Annotated in this window: 17 protein-coding genes and 1 pseudogene; 15 read left to right on the forward strand and 3 right to left on the reverse strand. The window is 65.5% G+C overall.

Annotation, left to right across the window (positions count from 1 at the left end; all coding sequences use genetic code 11):
• The first annotated feature begins 27 nt into the window (after nucleotides 1–27).
• Entirely contained in the window at nucleotides 28–1,620 is a 1,593-nt protein-coding gene (locus IFT54_RS07730) for a long-chain fatty acid--CoA ligase (RefSeq protein WP_192070124.1), read from the forward strand.
• A 9-nt stretch (nucleotides 1,621–1,629) separates the two neighbouring features.
• Here IFT54_RS07730 and IFT54_RS07735 read toward each other — a convergent pair whose 3' ends face one another.
• Entirely contained in the window at nucleotides 1,630–3,408 is a 1,779-nt protein-coding gene (locus IFT54_RS07735) for a cation:proton antiporter domain-containing protein (RefSeq protein WP_183935411.1), read from the reverse strand.
• A gap of 676 nt (nucleotides 3,409–4,084) precedes the next feature.
• Nucleotides 4,085–5,263, reverse strand: a pseudogene (locus tag IFT54_RS07740) (NADP-dependent isocitrate dehydrogenase); the annotation flags it as partial.
• A 196-nt stretch (nucleotides 5,264–5,459) separates the two neighbouring features.
• Between IFT54_RS07740 and IFT54_RS07745 the strand changes: the two are divergent.
• Together IFT54_RS07745 and pssA are read left to right on the forward strand one after the other, a co-directional pair.
• Nucleotides 5,460–6,188 (forward strand): phosphatidylserine decarboxylase, encoded by a 729-nt coding sequence (locus IFT54_RS07745; RefSeq protein WP_031440639.1) that lies wholly within the window; start codon nucleotides 5,460–5,462, stop codon nucleotides 6,186–6,188.
• 143 nt (nucleotides 6,189–6,331) lie between these two features.
• On the forward strand, nucleotides 6,332–7,120 hold the full coding sequence (gene pssA / locus IFT54_RS07750; RefSeq protein ID WP_192070180.1) for a CDP-diacylglycerol--serine O-phosphatidyltransferase: 789 nt from the start codon (nucleotides 6,332–6,334) through the stop codon (nucleotides 7,118–7,120).
• Between the two features lie 137 nt (nucleotides 7,121–7,257).
• Here pssA and IFT54_RS07755 read toward each other — a convergent pair whose 3' ends face one another.
• Nucleotides 7,258–7,491, reverse strand: a complete 234-nt coding sequence (locus IFT54_RS07755; RefSeq protein ID WP_197975102.1) for a hypothetical protein — start codon at nucleotides 7,489–7,491, stop codon at nucleotides 7,258–7,260.
• 334 nt (nucleotides 7,492–7,825) lie between these two features.
• Here IFT54_RS07755 and rpsB point away from each other — a divergent pair, with 334 nt between their 5' ends.
• The 12 genes from rpsB to rpmE all read left to right on the forward strand — a co-directional run bounded on the left by rpsB (nucleotide 7,826) and on the right by rpmE (nucleotide 19,636).
• Nucleotides 7,826–8,677: a 30S ribosomal protein S2 gene (gene rpsB, locus IFT54_RS07760; RefSeq protein WP_031394210.1), complete on the forward strand. Its 852-nt coding sequence runs from the start codon at nucleotides 7,826–7,828 to the stop codon at nucleotides 8,675–8,677.
• A gap of 90 nt (nucleotides 8,678–8,767) precedes the next feature.
• The gene (tsf, locus tag IFT54_RS07765) at nucleotides 8,768–9,700 is read left to right on the forward strand and encodes a translation elongation factor Ts (RefSeq protein WP_031439366.1); all 933 of its coding nucleotides are present in this window, start codon (nucleotides 8,768–8,770) and stop codon (nucleotides 9,698–9,700) included.
• 412 nt (nucleotides 9,701–10,112) lie between these two features.
• Nucleotides 10,113–10,841: a UMP kinase gene (pyrH, locus tag IFT54_RS07770; protein ID WP_031394212.1), complete on the forward strand. Its 729-nt coding sequence runs from the start codon at nucleotides 10,113–10,115 to the stop codon at nucleotides 10,839–10,841.
• A 1-nt stretch (nucleotide 10,842) separates the two neighbouring features.
• A complete protein-coding gene (gene frr, locus IFT54_RS07775) occupies nucleotides 10,843–11,400 on the forward strand; it encodes a ribosome recycling factor (protein WP_031394213.1) in 558 nt (185 codons plus the stop codon).
• On the forward strand, nucleotides 11,397–12,164 hold the full coding sequence (locus tag IFT54_RS07780; protein WP_107932662.1) for an isoprenyl transferase: 768 nt from the start codon (nucleotides 11,397–11,399) through the stop codon (nucleotides 12,162–12,164). Before frr ends, IFT54_RS07780 begins: the two co-directional genes overlap by 4 nt.
• Nucleotides 12,165–12,229: 65 nt before the next feature.
• Nucleotides 12,230–12,985 carry a phosphatidate cytidylyltransferase gene (locus IFT54_RS07785; RefSeq protein ID WP_052149409.1) on the forward strand — a complete coding sequence of 252 codons (756 nt, stop codon included), beginning with the start codon at nucleotides 12,230–12,232 and terminating at the stop codon, nucleotides 12,983–12,985.
• Nucleotides 12,982–14,139 (forward strand): 1-deoxy-D-xylulose-5-phosphate reductoisomerase, encoded by a 1,158-nt coding sequence (locus IFT54_RS07790; RefSeq protein ID WP_192070125.1) that lies wholly within the window; start codon nucleotides 12,982–12,984, stop codon nucleotides 14,137–14,139. Before IFT54_RS07785 ends, IFT54_RS07790 begins: the two co-directional genes overlap by 4 nt.
• Nucleotides 14,136–15,269 carry an RIP metalloprotease RseP gene (gene rseP / locus IFT54_RS07795; RefSeq protein ID WP_192070126.1) on the forward strand — a complete coding sequence of 378 codons (1,134 nt, stop codon included), beginning with the start codon at nucleotides 14,136–14,138 and terminating at the stop codon, nucleotides 15,267–15,269. Before IFT54_RS07790 ends, rseP begins: the two co-directional genes overlap by 4 nt.
• A gap of 118 nt (nucleotides 15,270–15,387) precedes the next feature.
• Nucleotides 15,388–18,108: an outer membrane protein assembly factor BamA gene (bamA, locus tag IFT54_RS07800; protein ID WP_192070181.1), complete on the forward strand. Its 2,721-nt coding sequence runs from the start codon at nucleotides 15,388–15,390 to the stop codon at nucleotides 18,106–18,108.
• A complete protein-coding gene (locus IFT54_RS07805; RefSeq protein ID WP_192070127.1) occupies nucleotides 18,108–18,788 on the forward strand; it encodes an OmpH family outer membrane protein in 681 nt (226 codons plus the stop codon). The genes bamA and IFT54_RS07805 overlap by 1 nt, the downstream gene beginning before the upstream one ends.
• Before the next feature lie 11 nt (nucleotides 18,789–18,799).
• Complete coding sequence (fabZ, locus tag IFT54_RS07810; RefSeq protein WP_443024362.1) at nucleotides 18,800–19,303, forward strand: 3-hydroxyacyl-ACP dehydratase FabZ; 504 nt, start codon at nucleotides 18,800–18,802, stop codon at nucleotides 19,301–19,303.
• A gap of 102 nt (nucleotides 19,304–19,405) precedes the next feature.
• Complete coding sequence (gene rpmE / locus IFT54_RS07815) at nucleotides 19,406–19,636, forward strand: 50S ribosomal protein L31 (protein ID WP_031393312.1); 231 nt, start codon at nucleotides 19,406–19,408, stop codon at nucleotides 19,634–19,636.
• Nucleotides 19,637–19,955: the final 319 nt, after the last annotated feature.

The following is a 19,955-nucleotide window of genomic DNA, read 5'->3' on the forward strand; positions in this document are numbered from 1 at the left end:
TTGGGCCAAATGCTTGGGAGAGCGGGAATGCTGGGTGGAATGCAGGACTTCGAGCTTCGCGTCCCCCGGCTGATCGACCATGCCGCGCGCGAGCATGGGCGTCGCGAGATCGTCAGCTACTGGGCGGACGGCCGCGAGACCCGCACCGACTGGTCCGGGATCGCACGCGACGCGAAGAAGCTCTCCCAAGCGCTTGAGAAGCTTGGCGTCCGTCCCGGCGACCGGGTCGCGACGCTGGCGATGAACCACGCACACCACCTGATCGCCTGGTACGGCACGATCGGGATGGGCGGGGTGATCCACACGATCAACCCGCGGCTGTTCGACGAACAGCTCGTCTATATCGCCAACCACGCCGAAGACCGGGTCATTCTCTACGACAAGGCGTTCCAGCCCATTGTCGACCGGCTGCGCGGGCAATGGTCGAGCATCCGCCATTATGTCTGTTTCGACGATCTCGGCCCCGACGGCTTCCGCGCGCTGCTCGACGAGCAGGATGGCGACTATGCCTGGGTCGAGGGGTCGGAGCGCGATCCGTGCATGCTCTGCTATACCAGCGGCACCACCGGCAATCCCAAGGGCGTGCTCTACACGCACCGCTCGACGCTGATCCACGCGATGGCGGAGGTCGCGCCCTGGGTGTTCGATCTGTCCCCCAGCGCGGTCGTGCTGCCGGTCGTGCCGATGTTCCACGCCGCCGCCTGGGGGCTGCCCTTCGCCTGCGCGCTGTCGGGGGCGAAGGTGGTCTATTCGGCGATCAACGATCCGGGCGTGCTGTGCCGGCTGATGAACCAGGAGCATGTGACGCATTCGGCGGGCGTGCCGACCGTCTGGCTCGCGCTGTTCGGGCATATCGACGCGACCGGCGAGACGCCCGAGCATCTGAAGCTGGTGACGATCGGCGGCGCGGCGGCCCCGCGCGCGATGATCGACCGGATCATGGGCATGGGCGCGTCCGTCAAGCACCTCTGGGGCATGACCGAGACCTCGCCGATCGGCACCGCGGGCTTCGCGCCGCCGCACTGGGACATGATGACGCATGACGAGAAGCTCGATCTCGTCACCAAACAGGGCAGCGTCCCCTTCGGCATCGAACTGCGCATCGTCGACGATCAGGGGCAGGTGCTGCCGCGCGACGGCTCGATCGCCGGCTCGCTCCAGGTCCGCGGCCCCTGGGTGGTGCAGCGCTATTTCGGCGCGGACAGCGACGCGGTCGATGCGGAGGGCTGGTTCGACACCGGCGACGTCGCGATGCTCCACACCGACGGCACGATGCAGATCACCGACCGGTCGAAGGACGTCATCAAGTCGGGCGGCGAATGGATCAGCTCGGTCGATCTCGAAAACGCCGCGATCGGCTGCCCCGGCGTCGCGGAGGCCGCGGCGATTGGCATCCACCACCCCAAATGGGACGAGCGGCCGCTGCTGATCGTCGTCCGCAAACCCGGCAGCACCGTCACCGACACCGCGATCCGCGATCACCTGGCCCGGCACGTCGCCAAATGGTGGCTCCCCGACGCGATCGTCTTCGTCGACGAACTGCCCCACACCGCAACGGGCAAACTCCTGAAGACCGCACTGCGCGAACGGTTCAGGGACTTCACCCTCACCGACGCCTGACGCCCCGCGCTAAACCTTCCGCGGCGTCCGCTTGGCCTTGCGGACCCGCGGCTCGACCAGCATGTCCGCCGCCGCCTTGATCTCCTGCCGCAGTTCGTCGCGCTTCTCGTGGATCGACGCGATCACCGGCCCCATCGCGACGCCCAGGTCGACCAGCACCGCCTCCGCCAGCTGCAGCGAGCTCTCCAAGGTCTCCGGCACCGCATCGGTCACGCCCGCGCGGTAGAGCTCGGCGGCATGCGCGGTGTCGCGCGCGCGCGCGACGATCGGCAAATTGGGCGCCAGCAGCCGCACCCGCCGCGCCAGCCGCACCGTCAGCACCGGGTCGTCCATCGTCAGGATCAGCGCCTTGGCGGTATCCAGTTTCAGCCGGTCGACCAGTTCGGGCCGCGCGACGTCGCCGAACAGCACCGGATGCCCCTGCGCCCGCGCGGCCTCGACCGAATCAATATCCGCCTCGACCGCGACATAGCGCTGGCCGTGCACCGCGAGCATGTCCGCGACCATCCGCCCGACCCGGCCGAAGCCGATCACCACCGTCCCCGGACCCTCCTCGTCGATCTCGACATCGCCCGCATCCGCGGTCGACCGGCTTTCCAGCTGACGCGACACGGTGCGCCCGAGCTTGGCGAGCAGCGGCGTGATCGTCAGCCCGATCGCAGTCACCGTCTGCCAGAAGCTCGCGGTCGACGGCAGGATCAGCTGCGCCTGCGCCGCGGTCGCCAGCACGATCAGCGTCGTCTCGGACGGGCTCCCCATCAGCAGCCCGGTCTCCGCCGCCACCCCGCGCCGCGAATTGGCGACGCGCAGGAACAGGAACGTCACGACCGCCTTGGTCGCCACCACCCCCGTCACCGCGAGCAGCAGCGACGGCCAGTTCTGCGCGATCAGCCGCAGGTCGAGGCTCATCCCCACCGTGATCAGGAACACGCCCAGCGCCAGCCCCTTGAACGGCGCGGTGATCACCTCGACCTCGCTGTGATATTCGGTCTCCGCGATCAGCAGCCCGGCGAGCAGCGCGCCGACGATCGGCGACAGCCCCGCCGCGGTCGTCGCGACACTCGCGACGATCACCACCAGCAGCGACGCCGCCAGGAACAGTTCGGGGCTCTTGGTCCGCGCCGCCTGCCCGAACAGCCGCGGCAGGATCAGCCGCCCGCCGACATACATCGCCACCACCGTGGCCGCGCCGCGCAAGGCGACGCCTGCCAGGTTGCTCCACCCGTCCGCGGTCGCGGTCGGCGCGAGCGCGCCCAGCACGAAGATCAGCGGCACCAGCGCCAGATCCTCGAACAGCAGCATCGCGAACGCCCCGCGCCCGACCGCGCCGGTCGTCCCGACCAGCGGCAGCACCAGCGCGGTCGACGACAGCGCCAGCGCAAAGCCCAGGCCGATCGCACCCGCCCAGCCCTGCCCGATGAAATGCAGCGCGACCGCGATGATCATCGCCGACCCGATCAGCTCGGCCGCCCCCGTCCCGAACACCAGCCGCTTCATCGACCAGAGCCGTCGGAAGGACAATTCGAGCCCGATCGAGAACAGCAGCAGGATGATCCCGAACTCGGCGAATGGCTCGATCGCTTCGGGATTGGAGATCGTCAGGTAATAGAGCCACGGCACCGCCCCGGTGAGCGAACCCAGCCCCGCCGGCCCGACCAGCAGCCCGACCAGGATGAACCCGATCACCGGACTGACCCGGAACCGCGCAAACGCCGGAATCACCAGCCCCGCCGCCCCGAGAATGACGAGTGTGTCGCTGAAACCCTGATTGTCGAGCCGTAATGCCATCCCCCGACCTTAGGCGACGCCTCCCCGATTCGTCAGGGAATAATACCGCCCCACCGCCCGTGCGGTTCGCATTCCTGAGAGCGGCGGGCGTGGGGGGGGGCGAGCCGCGCCGGGCTAGGCTGAGGTGGGCCGAGCCGGGCCGGGCAATGCCGGGCACGGAACACCAACCCCACCCCAACCCGTCATCCTGACGAAAGTCAGGGCCCAGAGCCAAGGAGCACACCGCCCGTAACCCTGGATCCTGACTTTCGTCAGGATGACGGCGGTGGCGGGGCTCAGAGCAGGCCGGGGCGGGGGCGCGGCGGGGGCGCGGCGCGGAGCAGGCAGCGATTAACCAGCGCAAAACGAAGCTGCGCAAAGCCAAGCCCCGCTACTCGGCAACCACCCACGCCTCATCCCCCAACCGTCATCCTGACGAAAGTCAGGATCCAGAGCCAAGCAGCGCACCGCCCGTAACCCTGGGTCCTGACGTTCGTCAGGATGACGGCGGAGAGGGCCAGGACCGGAAAGCTAAAGCAGGGGAGCCGGAGAGCCGGGCGGGCCTTGGACGCCAGGCCGGTCGAGCCTCGCAGAGCCGCGAGCGCGCGGCGTCACGGAAGGCGGCCACCACCCAACCCGCACCCAAAAAAAAAGGCCCCTCCCGTTTCCGGGAGGGTCCGTCCGTCACGCCCAGTTNCTGCTCGAAGAACTGCTCGGTCGTCATCCAGGGCTGGTCCGGCCCGATCAGGATCGCGAGATCCTTGGTCATGTGGCCGTTCTCGACCGTCTGGACGCAGACGCGCTCGAGCGTCTCGGCGAACTTCGTCACGTCGGGCGTATCGTCGAACTTGCCGCGATACTTGAGGCCACCGGTCCAGGCGAAGATCGACGCGATCGGGTTGGTCGAGGTCGCCTTGCCCTGCTCGTGCATGCGGAAGTGACGCGTGACCGTGCCGTGCGCGGCTTCGGCCTCGACGGTCTTGCCGTCCGGGGTCAGCAGGATCGAGGTCATGAGACCCAGCGAGCCGAAGCCTTGTGCGACCTGGTCCGACTGGACGTCGCCATCATAGTTCTTGCACGCCCACACGAACTCGCCGTTCCACTTCAGCGCCGACGCGACCATGTCGTCGATCAGGCGATGCTCGTAGACGATGCCCGCTTCCTTGAACTTGTCCTTGAATTCGCTCTCGAAAACCTCGGCGAAGAGGTCCTTGAAGCGGCCGTCATAGGCCTTCAGGATCGTGTTCTTGGTCGACAGGTACACCGGCCATTTCAGGTTCAGGCCGTAATGCATCGACGCACGCGCGAAGTCGCGGATCGAGTCGTCGAGGTTGTACATCGCCATCGCGACGCCCGCCGACGGGAACTGGAACACTTCGCGGTCGATCGTCGCGCCGTCATCGCCTTCGAACACCAGGCGCAGCTTGCCGGGGCCGGGGACGAGGAAATCGGTCGCGCGATACTGGTCGCCGAACGCATGGCGGCCGACGACGATCGGGTGGGTCCAGCCTGGGATCAGGCGGGGGACGTTCTTGATCACGATCGGCTCGCGGAAGATCGTCCCGCCCAGGATGTTGCGGATCGTGCCGTTCGGCGACTTCCACATCTTCTTCAGGCCGAATTCGGTCACGCGCTGCTCGTCGGGCGTGATCGTCGCGCACTTGACCGCGACGCCGTGCTTCTGCGTGGCGAGCGCGCTGTCGATCGTCACCTGGTCGTCGGTCGCGTCGCGATGCTCGACGCCGAGATCGTAATAATCGAGCTGGATGTCGAGATACGGCTTGATCAGGCGCTCGCGGATCCATTCCCAGATGATCCGGGTCATCTCGTCGCCGTCGATCTCCACGATCGGATTCTTAACCTTGATCTTCGCCATATATCGTCCTTCGGGGGAGGGGGTTGGGGGAGCGTCTAGGGGAGCCGGCCCCGCCGATCAACCGTCGGGCGCGCCCCGATCGACGACCGAATGTCGTCCGAGGCAACCTCGAGCAACCTCGCGCAACTCCCGGTCCTGTCGGGAAAAGGCTGTTCATCGTTGTATCGCGCGTCCGGCACGGATAGACCCGCATGCTATGGCATCGCTCGACAAGCCGCCCGTCACGACCTCCACGGTCAAATGGCGATTTCCCGCAGTCCATCCGGAAGGCTATAAATACGTCGCCATCGCGACCGGCATCACATTGCTGCTGACGATGCTCAGCCATGTGCTGTTCTGGCCGATGGTCGGCGTCGTGATCTGGGTCGCGACCTTCTTCCGCGACCCCGTCCGCACCACGCCGCAGGGCGAGGGGCTGATCGTCGCCCCCGCCGACGGGCTGATCACGATGATCCAGCGCGTGCCCATCCCGCGCGAACTCGCCGGCGAGAATGGTCTCGGCGACGCCCCGCTGGTGCGCGTGTCGATCTTCATGTCGGTGTTCGACGTGCACATCAACCGCACGCCGATCGCGGGCACGATCCGCCAGGTCGTCTATATCTCGGGCAAGTTCCTCAACGCCGATCTCGACAAGGCGTCCGAGGAGAATGAGCGCCAGCATTTCGTGGTCGAGGATCGCAACGGCATGCGGATCGGCTTCACCCAGATCGCCGGGCTCGTCGCGCGCCGCATCCTGGGCTTCGTCAAGGCGGGCGACATGGTCGCGGTCGGCCAGCGGATCGGGCTCATCCGATTCGGCAGCCGTGTCGACGTCTATCTCCCCGATCATGTCGTCCCCCAGGTCTGTCTCGGCCAGCGCAGCATTGCCGGCGAAACCGTGCTCGGCCGGGTCGGCGGCGTGCCCGTCGGCGGCATTGCCCAGTGATCGATGGTCCTGCGATCGATGGTCCTTCGAATGATCGACCAGAGCATGATGGTCCTTTGAATGATGGTCCGGTGAACGGTCGGGACGGGACGTCTTACGGATCCGCCAGCCGCGCCGACGAGCCGCAGGCGGCGGGCCGTGCGATGCGGGCGCGCCGGCCGCGCCGCGGTCTGCCTCTGCGCGCGGTAGCCCCGAACGCGGTCACCGCACTGGCCCTGTGTTCGGGTCTCAGCGGCGTCCGGTTCGCGATCGGCGGCCAGTGGGAAAGCGCGGTCGCGATGATCATGGTCGCAGGCGTGCTCGACGGGCTCGACGGCCGGATCGCGCGCATGCTCCACGGCGAGAGCCGGTTCGGCGCGGAACTCGATTCGCTCTCCGATGCGATCTCCTTCGGCGTCGCCCCTGCGCTGATCGTCTATCTCTGGTCGCTCGCCGCGCTGCCGCGGATGGGCTGGATCTGCGCGCTGATCTTCGCCGTGTTCTGCGCGCTCCGGCTCGCCCGGTTCAACGCCAAGATCGACGAAAGCCATCAGCCGCACAAGTCCGCAGGCTTCCTGACCGGTGTGCCCGCGCCGGCCGGGGCAGGGCTCGCGCTCATGCCGATGTTCTTCTGGTTCTGGACCGACGAGCCGCTGTTCGCCTCGCCCTATCTCGTCGCACCCTGGATCGCGTTCGTCGCGCTGCTGATGGTGTCGAGTATCGCGACCTGGTCGTGGAGTTCGCTCAAGCTGCGTCGTAACGTCCGGTTCGAGGCGATCGCGCTCGTCGTCCTGCTCGGTGCCGCGCTCGTCAGCGCCCCCTGGCACACGCTCAGCCTCATCTGCCTTCTCTACATTGTGTCGATGCCGTTCAGCATCGCCAGCTATGCCAGGGTCCGCCGCCAGCGCGCCGGCGTCCGTAGCGGCGAGACGTCCAACAAACCGGGTCTCTGATCCGGCCGATCGAGCCCCTGGACTGCTAACCCGGGGCGGGCGATCCCCAGGTGGACCCCGTGTAATCCACAAGCCGGCCACGCCCGCGGATCAGTAAGGCGCCTGTCGATCAGGCGCCCAGGTCACACCGCCAAGGTTCAGGCGGCGGCATTCCAGCGCTGCGACGGCTGCGGCATGCCGGTCGAAGACCAGCGGCGGACCGCGATGCGGCGCTCGGCGCGCGCTAGCGTTTGCAGCGGGGCGAAGGCCGGCTCGACATTGCCCGATGCCAGGCTGACGATGCGCGACCATTGCGGTGCGATCGACGTCAGGATCACCGCGGTCGCGACTGCGAACGACCCCGAGAACACCATGAAGCTCACTATCATCATCCCGCTCATCTTCCCGCTCGCCTTCCCTGCAAATGCGAACATTGTGTTAAGGTTCGCAACACCCGGTCGAAAACATCGTTCCGTTCGTCGCATTTGGATCACCGCCGTTCCGGGGTGATTCTGCGCCGAGTCGAACCTCTGTTCTGTTCTGACCCCGTTATGTTCTTATTGCGTTCTTTTGTCAAGTCGGCGGTAAGCCGTTGCATTTGGCGCGGTCCCCGGCTAAGGGCCGCGCCTCTAACCCCGCATGGGAGGCATCATAGCCCGGTGCGTTTCGGTCATTCGGCCGGCACGTCATCCGCTTCCCAGAGGCACAACCGGAAGGACATATCCTATGGCGGCACCAGTCGTCTCGATGCAGCAGCTCATTGAAACGGGCGCACATTTTGGTCACCAGACGCATCGCTGGAACCCCAAGATGAAGCCTTACATCTTCGGTGATCGCAACGGCGTCCACATCCTCGACCTCTCGCAGACCGTGCCGCTCTTCGCGCGCGCGCTCGAATTCGTCTCGTCGGCCGTCGCCGGCGGTGGCAAGGTCCTGTTCGTCGGCACCAAGCGCCAGGCGCAGGAGCCCGTCGCCGACGCCGCACGTCGCGCGGGCCAGCACTTCGTCAACCATCGCTGGCTGGGCGGCATGCTCACCAACTGGAAGACCATCTCGGGTTCGATCAAGCGTTTGAAGACGCTCGAGGAAATGCTGTCGGGTGACACCGTCGGCCTGACCAAGAAGGAAGTGCTCCAGCTCACCCGCGAGAAGGACAAGCTCGAGCTTTCGCTCGGCGGCATCCGCGACATGGGCGGCATTCCCGACGTGATGTTCGTGATCGACGCGAACAAGGAAGAGCTGGCGATCAAGGAAGCCAACACGCTGGGTATTCCCGTCGTCGCGATCCTCGATTCGAACGTCTCGCCGGACGGCATCGCCTTCCCGGTGCCTGCGAACGACGACGCCGCCCGCGCCATCCGCCTCTACTGCGAAGCCATTGCAATCGCAGCGACGCGTGGTGGCCAGGAGCAGCAGCGCCGGACCGGTGCCGACATCGGCGCGATGGTCGAGCCGCCGAAGGAAGAGGCGATCGCCGAGCCGACCGTCGAGCCGACCGCCGACACGACGCAGGTTGCGGCGAACGCCGAGACCGCCGCAGAGTTCGCGGCCGAGGGTGAGCGCCAGATCGACGCATAAGCGTCGTCGCCGAACCGTCATGCGGGCGGGGTAGGGCATCTGGCCTTACCTCGCCCGCAACTACATTCAGACTAAAGAGGATTTACGGACATGGCTGATATCACGGCAGCAATGGTCAAGGATCTGCGCGAAAAGAGCGGCGCGGGCATGATGGACTGCAAGAAGGCGCTCAGCGAGAACGCCGGCGACATGGAGCAGGCGATGGACTGGCTGCGGACCAAGGGTCTCGCCGCCGCCGCCAAGAAGTCCAGCCGCACCGCGGCCGAGGGTCTCGTCGGCGTCGCCGTCTCGGGCACCAAGGGTGCTGCGGTCGAGGTCAACTCGGAGACCGATTTCGTCGCAAAGAACGATCAGTTCCAGTCGTTTGTCCGTGACGTGACGCAGATCGCGCTCGCCACCGGCGGCGACATCGACTCGCTCAAGACGCAGGCGATGCCATCGGGCAAGACCGTCGAGGAAGTCCTGACGAACAACGTCGCGACGATCGGCGAGAACCAGTCGCTGCGCCGTTCGCGCACGCTCGAAGTCAGCAAGGGTGCGGTCGTTCCGTACATCCACAACGCGGCATCGCCGGGCCTCGGCAAGATCGGCGTGCTCGTCGCACTCGAATCGGAGGCGTCGGACGAGGTGCTCCAGACGCTCGGCAAGCAGCTCGCGATGCACATCGCAGCGGCGTTCCCGAAGGCGCTGAACGAAGCCGATCTCGACGAAGCCGAGATCGAGCGTGAGCGCGCGATCGCGACCGAGAAGGCCGCCGAATCGGGCAAGCCTGCTGATATCATTGCCAAGATGGTCGAAGGCGGCATCGCCAAGTACCGCAAGGAGCATGCTCTGGTCAGCCAGCTGTTCGTGATGGACGGCAAGACCAAGATCTCCGACGTCGTCGCCAAGGCCGGCAAGGACGCGGGCGCCGAGATCAAGCTGGTGGACTATGTCCGCTTCCAGCTCGGCGAAGGCATCGAGAAGGAACAGTCCGACTTCGCCGCCGAAGTCGCTGCCGCCTCGGGCGTTCCGCAGGCGTAACAACGCCCTCCCTTTCCCGTCCGGGGAGAGGGAAGGGGCCCACGGCCCTTCGGCCGTGGGAAGGGTGAGGGGAGTGGCGAGGTCGCGAACCTCACGCCCCTCATCCGGCCCCGCTGGTCCACCGTCTCCCCGAGGGGAGAAGGATCACGGAGTAGCCGCGTACTACTCCGTCATCCCCGCGCAGGCGGGGATCCAGACCCTTCGCGGTCGGTGTTCGCTCGCGACGCCCCCCCCCCCTTCCGGGCCTCCATCTCCGCGGAAATGACGGCATTTCCCCTCGCGCGCCCTCCTGCGGTCGACGATTTTCCGTCTCCTGACCGCTCAGAGTCCACACAGGCACGTCGCAGCGCTTCACATCCCCGGCCTCGCCGCCTAAGGTCCGCGCCGCCCCGCCAATCACAATTCGAGATTTATGACGCCTCCGCGCTTCAAACGCATTTTGCTCAAACTGTCGGGCGAAGTCCTGATGGGACCCGCCGGTCTTTCGATCGATCCCACCGTCACCGCACGTGTCGCCGGCGAGATCGCCGACGTCCGCGCCAAGGGCTATGAGATCTGTATCGTCGTCGGGGGTGGCAACATCTTCCGTGGCCTCGCCGCCGCCGCCAAGGGCTTCGAGCGCGCGACTGCCGATTATATGGGCATGCTCGCGACCGTGATGAACGCGCTCGCGGTACAGAACGCGCTCGAGCAGATCGGCATCGACACGCGAGTCCAGTCGGCGATCCCGATGGCGAGCGTCTGCGAACCCTTCATCCGGCGTCGCGCCGAACGGCACCTCGAAAAGGGCCGCGTCGTGATCTTCGCCGCCGGTGTCGGCAGCCCCTATTTCACCACCGATTCGGGCGCCGCGCTGCGTGCTGCCGAGATGAAGTGCGACGCGCTGTTCAAGGGCACGTCGGTCGACGGCGTCTACAGCGCCGATCCGAAAAAGGACCCGGACGCAACGCGCTACGAGACGATCTCGTACAGCACGGTGCTGTCCGAGGACCTCAAGGTCATGGACGCGAGCGCGATCGCTCTGTGCCGCGACAATGATATCCCGATCGTCGTCTTCAACATCCGCGAACCCGGCAATCTTGCCGCGGTGCTGGCGGGTGATGGCGTGTCGACGATCGTCCAGAACGAGCAGGAGAGTTAAGATGGCAGCGTATGACAAGAGCGACCTGGAACGCCGCATGGCGGGTGCCGTCGAAGCGCTGAAGCATGATCTGGCCGGGCTTCGCACCGGCCGCGCGTCGACCGCGCTGCTCGATCCGGTGATGGTCACGGTCTACGGCTCGTCGATGCCGCTCAACCAGGTCGCGACCGTGTCGGCGCCCGAGCCGCGGATGCTGTCGGTGCAGGTCTGGGACAAGTCGAATGTCGGCCCGACCGACAAGGCGATCCGCTCAGCTGGGCTGGGTCTCAACCCGATCGTCGACGGTCAGACGCTGCGTCTGCCGATTCCCGATCTGACCGAGGAGCGTCGCAAGGAACTCGCTAAGCTCGCCGGCCAATATGCTGAAAAGGCCCGCATTGCAGTCCGTAACGTCCGCCGCGACGGGATGGACTCGCTGAAGGTCGACGAGAAGAAGGGCGTGTTCGGCGAGGACGAGCGCAAGCGTCACGAAGTCGAGGTGCAGAAGCTCACTGACAGCACGATCGCCGATCTCGATGCGACCGCGGGCGCCAAGGAAAAGGAAATCCTGGGCAAGTGAGGCCGCTTGGCGCTGCTTCGGCCGGAGCCTCCCAGGCTGCGTCGCTCGTCGCCGTTCCTGGGGGCGGCGCGGTGCCGCGTCATGTCGCGATCATCATGGACGGGAATGGGCGGTGGGCGAAGAAGCGCTTCCTCCCCCGCTTTGCCGGCCACAAGGCGGGCGTCGATGCGGTGCGAAACGTTACCCGCGCGGCGCGTGCGATGGGGATCGAGGCGCTGACGCTCTATGCGTTCTCCTCCGAGAACTGGCGCCGCCCCGCGGAAGAGGTCAGCGATCTCATGGGGTTGCTGCGGCATTTCATCCGCAGCGATCTCGACGAACTGACGCGCGAGAATGTCCGTTTGCGCGTCATCGGCGACTATCGTGCCTTTTCGCCCGATCTGGTCGCGATGGTCGATGATGCGATCGCGCGGACCGCGGCCAACACCGGTCCGCTACTCGCGATCGCACTCAACTACGGCGCCCATGCCGAACTCGTGCTCGCCGCCCGCCGTCTGGCCGAACGCGCGCGCGACGGGGTGCTCGATCCGGCGAGCATCGACGCGGCGATGGTCGAGGGTGAACTCGACACGCGTGATCTTCCCCCGCTGGACCTGATGATCCGCACCTCGGGCGAACAGCGCCTGTCGAATTTTCTGTTGTGGCAGGCGGCTTATGCCGAACTGCTGTTCGTCGACACGCTCTGGCCCGATTTCGACGGCGACGCGCTCGCCGAGGCCGTCGCGGCCTTTGGCGTGCGGCAACGCCGCTACGGTGGGCTGTGACGCTTACCGATCCCGAACGGGCCCCCGATCAGGCGCTTCGCACACCGTCCAACCTCAAGCTCCGGATGATCGCGAGCGTCGGCATGATCGTCGTCGCGAGCATCGCGCTGACGCTGGGCGGCATCGCCTTCTGGCTGCTGGGCGTGGTGGCCGCGCTGTTCATGATGGCCGAATGGGCGATGCTGCAGGGCGCCGACGCGAAAACCAGGCGCATGACGCAGTTCGCGCTATCCGTGCCGCTCGCGCTGATGGCGCCGGCCTCGCTGATCCTCGTCGTGCACGATTTCTTCACGCTGGGCCTGCTTGCCGGGGCGGCGTTCTTCGTCGTCATCACCACGCGTAGGCCTCCGCTGGCGCTCGGAATCATCTATTGCGGGCTGCCCGTGCTCGCGCTGATGATCATCCGGCGTCAGGAGGACGGCGTGCTTCTGACCCTCTGGGCGCTGTCGCTGGTCTGGGCGTGCGATATCGGCGCGTTCTTCACCGGGCGGTCGCTCGGCGGACCCAAGCTTGCACCCGTGATCAGTCCGAACAAGACTTGGTCGGGCCTGATTGGCGGCGTGGCGCTCGCGGGCATCGTCGCCGCGATCCTCCACGTCGAATATGCGCTGCCGTTCCACCTTGCGCTCGCCACGCCGTTTCTCGCGGCGCTGGCGCAGATGGGGGACCTGTACGAAAGCTGGTTGAAGCGCGTCGCAGGCGTCAAGGACAGCGGCAATACGCTGCCCGGTCATGGCGGCGTGATGGACCGTCTCGACGGGCTTGTCCCGGTCGCCCCCGTCGCGGCGTTACTCATCATGTTGCCGAGCTTATACTCATGAAAAGCGTCACGATTCTCGGTGCGACCGGGTCGGTCGGTACGTCGACGCTCGATCTCGTCGAGCGCGAGCCCGATCGTTTTCGCGTCGTCGCGCTGACCGCAAATTGTGACGTCGCGCGGCTCGCCGCGGCCGCGATCCGGACCCGCGCCGAATTCGCGGTGGTTGCCGACGAGCAGTGCCTGCCAGAGTTGCAGGCGGCATTGGCGGGAACGGGTGTCCGCGCCGGCGGCGGCCCTGACGCGATCGCCGAGGCCGCCGCATCGGGCGCCGACTGGACGATGGGCGCGATCGTCGGCTGCGCGGGGCTCAAGCCGGTTCTGGCTGCGATCGAGCAGGGCGGCACGGTCGTCATCGCCAACAAGGAGCCGCTCGTCTCCGCCGGCGACGTCATCTTGCGCGCAGCGGCACAGTCCGGGGCGACCCTGCTCCCGGCGGATTCCGAGCATAACGCAATCTTTCAGTGCTTTGATGCCGCGCGGCCCGAAGGCATACGGCGGATCATCCTGACGTGCAGCGGCGGGCCCTTCCGCGACTGGACGACCGATCAGATGCGCGGCGTGACGCTCGAACAGGCGGTCAAGCATCCTAACTGGTCGATGGGCGCCAAGATATCGGTCGACTCGGCAACGATGATGAACAAGGGCCTCGAACTGATCGAGGCCGCCCGGCTGTTCCCGATCCCGCCCGACCGGATCGAGATCGTCATCCATGCGCAGTCGGTGATCCACAGCTTGGTCGACTATGTCGATGGCTCGGTTCTGGCACAGCTCGGCCCGCCCGACATGCGCACGCCGATCGCACATACCTTGGCCTGGCCCGACCGGATGGCGACACCGATGGCGCCGCTCGATCTCGTCGGCATCGGCCGACTCGATTTCGCGGCGCCCGATCCGGTGCGGTTTCCCGCATTGCGGCTGGCACGCGAAGCACTGGACGCGGGCGGGGCGCGCCCGGCGATCCTCAACGCGGCGAACGAGGTGGCCGTCGACGCCTTTCTCAACCGCCGGATCCGCTTCCTCGAAATTGCCGCAATCGTGGAGGATACGCTGATACGCTACGATCCGGCCGCACCGGATAGCGTCGATGCCGTTCTGGCCATCGACGCCGACGCGCGGCGCCTTGCGAGCGAGCGTGTGAAGGATTGCGTGGTTTGATCGAAACGCCCGGTATCCTGTTGACGATCCTGTCCTTTATGCTCGTCATCGGACCGCTCGTGTTCGTTCACGAGATGGGCCATTATCTTGCTGGACGGATATTCGGGATCAAGGCCGACGCCTTTGCGATCGGGTTCGGACGCGAGATCGCGGGCTTTACCGATCGTCGCGGCACACGCTGGAGATTCGGCTGGCTGCCGCTTGGCGGTTATGTGAAATTCGCCGGGGACATGACCCCGGCAAGCCAGCCTTCCGCCGAATGGCTCGCCTTGCCTGCCGACGAACGTCAGCGGACATTCCAGTCGAAACCGGTTTGGCAGCGCGCGATTGTCGTTGCCGCAGGCCCGCTGGTCAATTTCGTCGTCGCAATCGTCATCCTCGCCGGATTCGCGCTCGCTTATGGCGACGTCCGGATGCCGCCGGTGATCGGGGCGACCGTTCCGGGCAGTGCGGCGGCACTCGCCGGTCTGCAACAGGGCGACCGGGTCACTGCGCTGGGCGGGCGTTCGGTCGAAACCTTCGACGACATGGCACGCTATGCCCGCATCCGTGCGGGAGAACGCACTCGCATTGATGTACTGCGTGATGGACGACTGGTATCGCGCGATGTCGTGATCGGTACCGAGCTACAGCGCGACCGGTTCGGGAATGAATATCGGATCGGCCGGCTCGGGATCGCCGGTGGCAAACCCATCGTCGTTCGCGTCGGTTTGCTCGAAGCACCGGCCGTCGCGGTGAAGCGGACGGGCGAGATCGTCTCGATGATGGTCGAGACGCTGGGCCAGGTGATTTCGGGCCGTCGCTCCGTCAAGGAGCTTGGCGGACCGCTCAGTATCGCCAAGGTCTCGGGCGAGCAGATGTCGCTCGGCCTCGATGCCTATGTCTTTCTGATTGCGTTGGTGTCCATCAATCTGGGGTTCATCAACCTGCTGCCAGTGCCGATGCTTGATGGCGGACATTTGCTATTTTATGCGATAGAGGCAGTCCGGCGAAAGCCCGTCGGTCCCGACGTTCAGGAATGGGCGTATCGCGGCGGTCTTGCGGCGATCCTCGCATTGATGCTTCTCGTGACCTTCAACGATCTCGGCAATTTCGGGTTGTGGAAGAATCTGGCCGGCTTGATCGGCTGACGCGGTTAGGGCAGGGCGGGCGCGCCCTTGCGTATGCAAGTTTCTTGGGGTGGGTTTGGTGACAGCAATCAACGGTTACACTTTGGCGCGTAACGGCGCCCTGCTCCTGGCAGGTACGATGCTGTCCGGCGTGCCGGTCTGGGCACAGGTTGCGCCTGCGGGTTCGGCCCCCGCTGCGCAGGCACGATCCGGTCCGCCACGTGCACAGGCGGCTGCCCCTGCATCCGCCCCTACAACGCCCGTAGCGGCGCCTGTATCCCAGACTCTGATCAAGACTTTGCGTGTTGAAGGTTCGCAGCGCATCGAGCCCGAGACCGTGTTGAGCTACACCAAGCTCCGCGTCGGCATCCCGTACACGGCCGAAACGCTCGACCAGGCGCTCAAGGACCTGCAGGCGAGCGACCTGTTTGCGGATTACTCGATCGCCGGGGTTGAGGACGGCAATATCGTCCTGCGCATCCGCGAGAATCCGATCATTAACCGCGTGATTCTCGAGGGCAACAAGGCGCTCAAGGCGGACAAGATCACCAAAGAGATCAAGCTCGCGCCGCGGCAGATCTTCACGCGCACCGCGGTCCGCCAGGACATCGCACGGATCATCGAGCTCTATCGCCGGCAGGGCCGCTTCGCCGCGGTCGTGGATCCGAAGATGGTCAACCTCGACCAGAACCGCGTCGATGTCGTGTTCGAGATCAGCGAAGGCCCGAAGTCCAAGGTCCGCCAGATCAACATCCTCGGCAACGAAGTGTTTTCGGACGACAAGATCCGCGGCCAGATGGCGACCAAGCAGGCACGGCTTTTCCGCCTCCTGTCCTCGGCGACCAGCTATGACCAGGATCGCCTGAGCTACGACCAGCAGAAGCTGCGCCAGTTCTACCTGACCGAGGGCTATGCTGATTTCCGCGTCACGTCCGCGGTCGCCGAGCTGACGCCGGACAAGAAGGACTTCATCATCACCTACGTGGTGGAGGAGGGCAAGCGCTACAAGTTCGGTGACGTCACCGTCGACAGCCAGATCCGCGACTTCGACAACAAGAAGCTCGCCTCGACGCTGCCGCTCAAGAAGGGCGAGTGGTATAACGCGAAGCTCGTCGAGGATTCGGTCGACAATCTGAGCCAGACCGCGGGCCTGTTCGGCTATGCGTTCACCGAGGTGAACCCGGAGTTCCAGAAGGACGTCGATACCCTCACCATGGGTATCAACTTCAACATCGCCGAAGCCAAGCGCACCTATGTCGAGCGGGTCGAGATCAACGGCAATTCTCAGACGCAGGACAAGGTCGTGCGTCGCGAGATCCGTCTTGCCGAGGGCGACGCGTTCAACAGCTTCCAGGTGAAGCGCTCGCAGGATCGCATCAACTCGCTCGGTTATTTCCAGGACAAGATGGAGATCAAGCAGACGCCGGGCTCCGCGCCCGATCGCGTGATCCTTGAAACCAATCTGGAAGAGCGCTCGACGGGCGAATTGCAGCTGTCGGCGGGCTATTCGAGCCTCGAGCGGTTCATCATCCAGGCGAACATCACGCAGCGCAATTTCCGCGGCAAGGGCCAGGAACTGCGCGCCGGCGTGAACTATTCGAGCTATTCGAAGTCGATCGAGCTGGGCTTTACCGAGCCCTATCTGTTCGACAAGAATATTGCGCTCGGTGGCGACATATTCCGGCGCGATTACAATTCGTTCAACTATGTCGGGAACGACCGCCAGACGACCTATTCGCAGGTCTCGACGGGCTTCCAGATCCGTGCCGGTGTGCCGCTGACCGAGTTCTGGTCGCTGTCGGGCCGCTACGGCCTGTCCTATGACGAGGTCGGCCTCGATCAGGCCTCCTATTTCACCAACGGCGTCTGCGACCCGCTCAAGGCCGGGCGTTACCTCTGTGAGGCACTCGGCAATCGCTGGACGTCGTCGATCGGCTATTCGCTGATCTACGATACGCTGAACAGCCGTTTGCGCCCGACCGCCGGGCAGCGCTTCTCGTTCAGCCAGGACTTTGCCGGTCTGGGCGGCGACGTGAAGTATATCCGTACGCGCGCCGAAGGATCGAAGTTCTGGAACCTCGGCAGCGGCTTTATCGGCTCGATCATCGCCGAGGGCGGCTATATCCACTCGCTCGAGAAAAGCCGTGGCGAGGGTGTCGATCGCGTCCGCATCACCGACCGCTTCTATCTGGGCGAACCGCAGTTCCGCGGCTTTGACATTCGCGGCGTCGGTCCGCGGGTCCTGCGCCAGCAATATGTCACTGCGGCCGATGGCACGCAGACGGTAGTGACCGATCGCAACCAGATCGTCGACGACGCGCTCGGCGGCCGGGCTTATTATCTGGCTCGTGCCGAAATCGAGATTCCGCTGGGCTCTGGCGCGCGCGAACTGGGGCTTCGCCCGACCATCTACGCGCAGATCGGCAGCCTGTTCGGCATCACCAAGCCATTGCCAACCGCGGTCTTCCCAACGTCGGTCGACGCGGCCGGCAATGTCACCGTGTTGCCGATCAATACGCCGCTGTTCGACAGCGCAGGCCGCCAGCTCTATTTCAACACCTACACGCCGACCGGTGCCACCGAAACGGCGCAGCGGGCGACGACGTGTCAGGCGGGCTATTCCGATACGCTCGGCGGGGCCTGCTCGGGCGCCGAAGCCAATGTCATCGCGACCAGCGCGATCGCGCCGTTCAAGGAGACGTTCCTTGGCAACTCGCCGCGGCCCCGTCTGTCGGTGGGTATCGGCGTGAACTGGAATTCGCCGTTCGGCCCGCTGCGTATCGATCTCGCCAAGGCCATCCTGACGCAGCCGGGTGATGACCCCAAGCTTATTACTTTCAACGTAGGGACACAGTTCTGATGACGACGTTCAAGACGCTTCTTCTCGCCGCAGCCGTGCTCGCACCGGCGGCGATCGTCGCACCGGCGCAGGCCCAGGTTTCTGGTATCGCGGTCGCCGACCCGCAGGGCGCGATCGCAGGCTCCAAGGCCTGGACCACCGCGCGTGGCCAGATCGAGACGACCTACAAGGCACAGCTCGACCAGGCCGAGACCCGCCGCCAGGCGATCGCCCGCGAACTCCAGCCGCTCGTGACCGCGTTCCAGACCGCACAGCGCGCGCCGACCCCGAATGCGGCGTCGCTCCAGAGCCAGGCGCAGGCGATCCAGGCACGCGAGACCGCGGCAAACCAGGAACTGGCTCGTCTGACCCAGCCGGCACAGCGCGCCCAGCAATATGTCATCGAACAGATCCAGGCGAAGCTCGGCGATGCGGTCAGCAATGCTGTCCGCGCCAAGAACGTGACCCTACTGCTTCGTCCGGATGCCGCATTGTTCGCACAGCCGGCTGCTGATATCACGGCGTCGATCACGGCCGAGCTCGACCGTCTCGTCCCGACCGTCGGCATCACGCCGCCCGCCGGCTGGCAGCCGAACCAGCAGGGCCAGCAGGGTGGGGCAGCCGCACCTGCCGCAGCGGCACCCGCCCGCGCGACCCCCGCCCGCGCGACCCCCGCGCGCACGACGCCGCAGGGCCGCTGAGAACATCGTCGGTGAGCACGGATAACGTGAACGTCGACGTGGCTGACGCCGCGCCCGGTCGATCGAGCGGACCGCTCGATATCGGCCGGGTGATGGCGGCATTGCCCCACCGCTATCCGATGTTGCTGGTTGATCGTGTCGTGGATCTCGTCCCCGACACATCGATCAGCGCCATCAAGGCGGTGTCGATGAACGAGCAGTTCTTTCAGGGGCATTTCCCCGGCAGGCCGATCATGCCCGGCGTGCTGATCGTCGAGGCGATGGCGCAAGCCGCCGGCATCTTGGCGGTCGAATCGCTCGGTCTCGCGGGTTCGGGAAAGCTTGTCTATTTCATGGCGATCGACGGTGCGAAGTTTCGCAAGCCGGTCGAGCCCGGGGTTCTGCTTCAGCTCGACGTGACGTTCGTGCAGAAGCGTGCAAGCGTCTGTAAATTCGCAGGGCGCGCCCTGGTCGACGGTCAGCTGGTCGCAGAAGCGAATTTTACCGCGATGATCGCCGATCCGCCTAAGGCGTAATTGCCGAAACGGGGGGCTGGCTTGCATCACGGCGTCGCTGTGTGTACGGGCCCGCCTTGCTTTAGGCTGGTCGGAACCAGCCGTTTATACCGGAGACATACGATGAAGGCCGATACGCATCCCGACTATCACATGATTACGATCCAGATGACCGATGGTACCAAGTACCAGACCCGGTCGACCTGGGGTAAGGAAGGCGATGTGATGACGCTCGAAATCGATCCGCTCGCGCATCCGGCCTGGACCGGCGGTCGTGGCACCATGCTCGACACTGGTGGCCAGGTCGCGCGCTTCAACAAGCGCTTTGGTGGCGGTCTCACGCTCCGCAAGTAATTCCTGTCCGACTGATGTCGGGCTGGCGAAAGACAGAACCGGCGTACGCAAGCAGCGTGCGCCGGTTTTTTCGTATTTTCCTCTTTAGCATCTGAATACTATGAGACCGTTGGTACGGCAGTACCGGGCCGCGCATTCGGACGACCCCACGGACGGGAGGGGCGGGAAGCAGGACGGGAGCGTTACAGGAGCGTCTCAGCCGACAAGGCGCAAAAATTGCCATAAAAGTGAAATTTGCATTTGACGGGATTGGGGAGTGGTCCTAGAGGGGTGTCACCGCAGCGAACGGCCACACGGTCTGGTTGCTGAGGTCGCAAAC

This window comes from Sphingomonas sp. CFBP 13714, assembly GCF_014842205.1.
GTDB classification, from domain to species: domain Bacteria; phylum Pseudomonadota; class Alphaproteobacteria; order Sphingomonadales; family Sphingomonadaceae; genus Sphingomonas; species Sphingomonas aerolata.

Bases quoted from the DNA above. Each gene is read 5' to 3' on its own strand.
- IFT54_RS07745 (WP_031440639.1), top strand. From the start codon at position 5,460: ATGGCATCGCTCGACAAGCCGCCCGTCACGACCTCCACGGTCAAATGG.
- IFT54_RS07805 (WP_192070127.1), top strand. From the start codon at position 18,108: ATGACGACGTTCAAGACGCTTCTTCTCGCCGCAGCCGTGCTCGCACCG.
- pssA (WP_192070180.1), top strand. From the start codon at position 6,332: ATGCGGGCGCGCCGGCCGCGCCGCGGTCTGCCTCTGCGCGCGGTAGCC.
- IFT54_RS07735 (WP_183935411.1), bottom strand. From the start codon at position 3,408: ATGGCATTACGGCTCGACAATCAGGGTTTCAGCGACACACTCGTCATT.
- IFT54_RS07755 (WP_197975102.1), bottom strand. From the start codon at position 7,491: ATGATGATAGTGAGCTTCATGGTGTTCTCGGGGTCGTTCGCAGTCGCG.
- rpsB (WP_031394210.1), top strand. From the start codon at position 7,826: ATGGCGGCACCAGTCGTCTCGATGCAGCAGCTCATTGAAACGGGCGCA.
- IFT54_RS07790 (WP_192070125.1), top strand. From the start codon at position 12,982: ATGAAAAGCGTCACGATTCTCGGTGCGACCGGGTCGGTCGGTACGTCG.
- pyrH (WP_031394212.1), top strand. From the start codon at position 10,113: ATGACGCCTCCGCGCTTCAAACGCATTTTGCTCAAACTGTCGGGCGAA.
- tsf (WP_031439366.1), top strand. From the start codon at position 8,768: ATGGCTGATATCACGGCAGCAATGGTCAAGGATCTGCGCGAAAAGAGC.
- IFT54_RS07730 (WP_192070124.1), top strand. From the start codon at position 28: ATGCTGGGTGGAATGCAGGACTTCGAGCTTCGCGTCCCCCGGCTGATC.
- rpmE (WP_031393312.1), top strand. From the start codon at position 19,406: ATGAAGGCCGATACGCATCCCGACTATCACATGATTACGATCCAGATG.
- IFT54_RS07785 (WP_052149409.1), top strand. From the start codon at position 12,230: ATGATCGCGAGCGTCGGCATGATCGTCGTCGCGAGCATCGCGCTGACG.
- bamA (WP_192070181.1), top strand. From the start codon at position 15,388: ATGCTGTCCGGCGTGCCGGTCTGGGCACAGGTTGCGCCTGCGGGTTCG.
- frr (WP_031394213.1), top strand. From the start codon at position 10,843: ATGGCAGCGTATGACAAGAGCGACCTGGAACGCCGCATGGCGGGTGCC.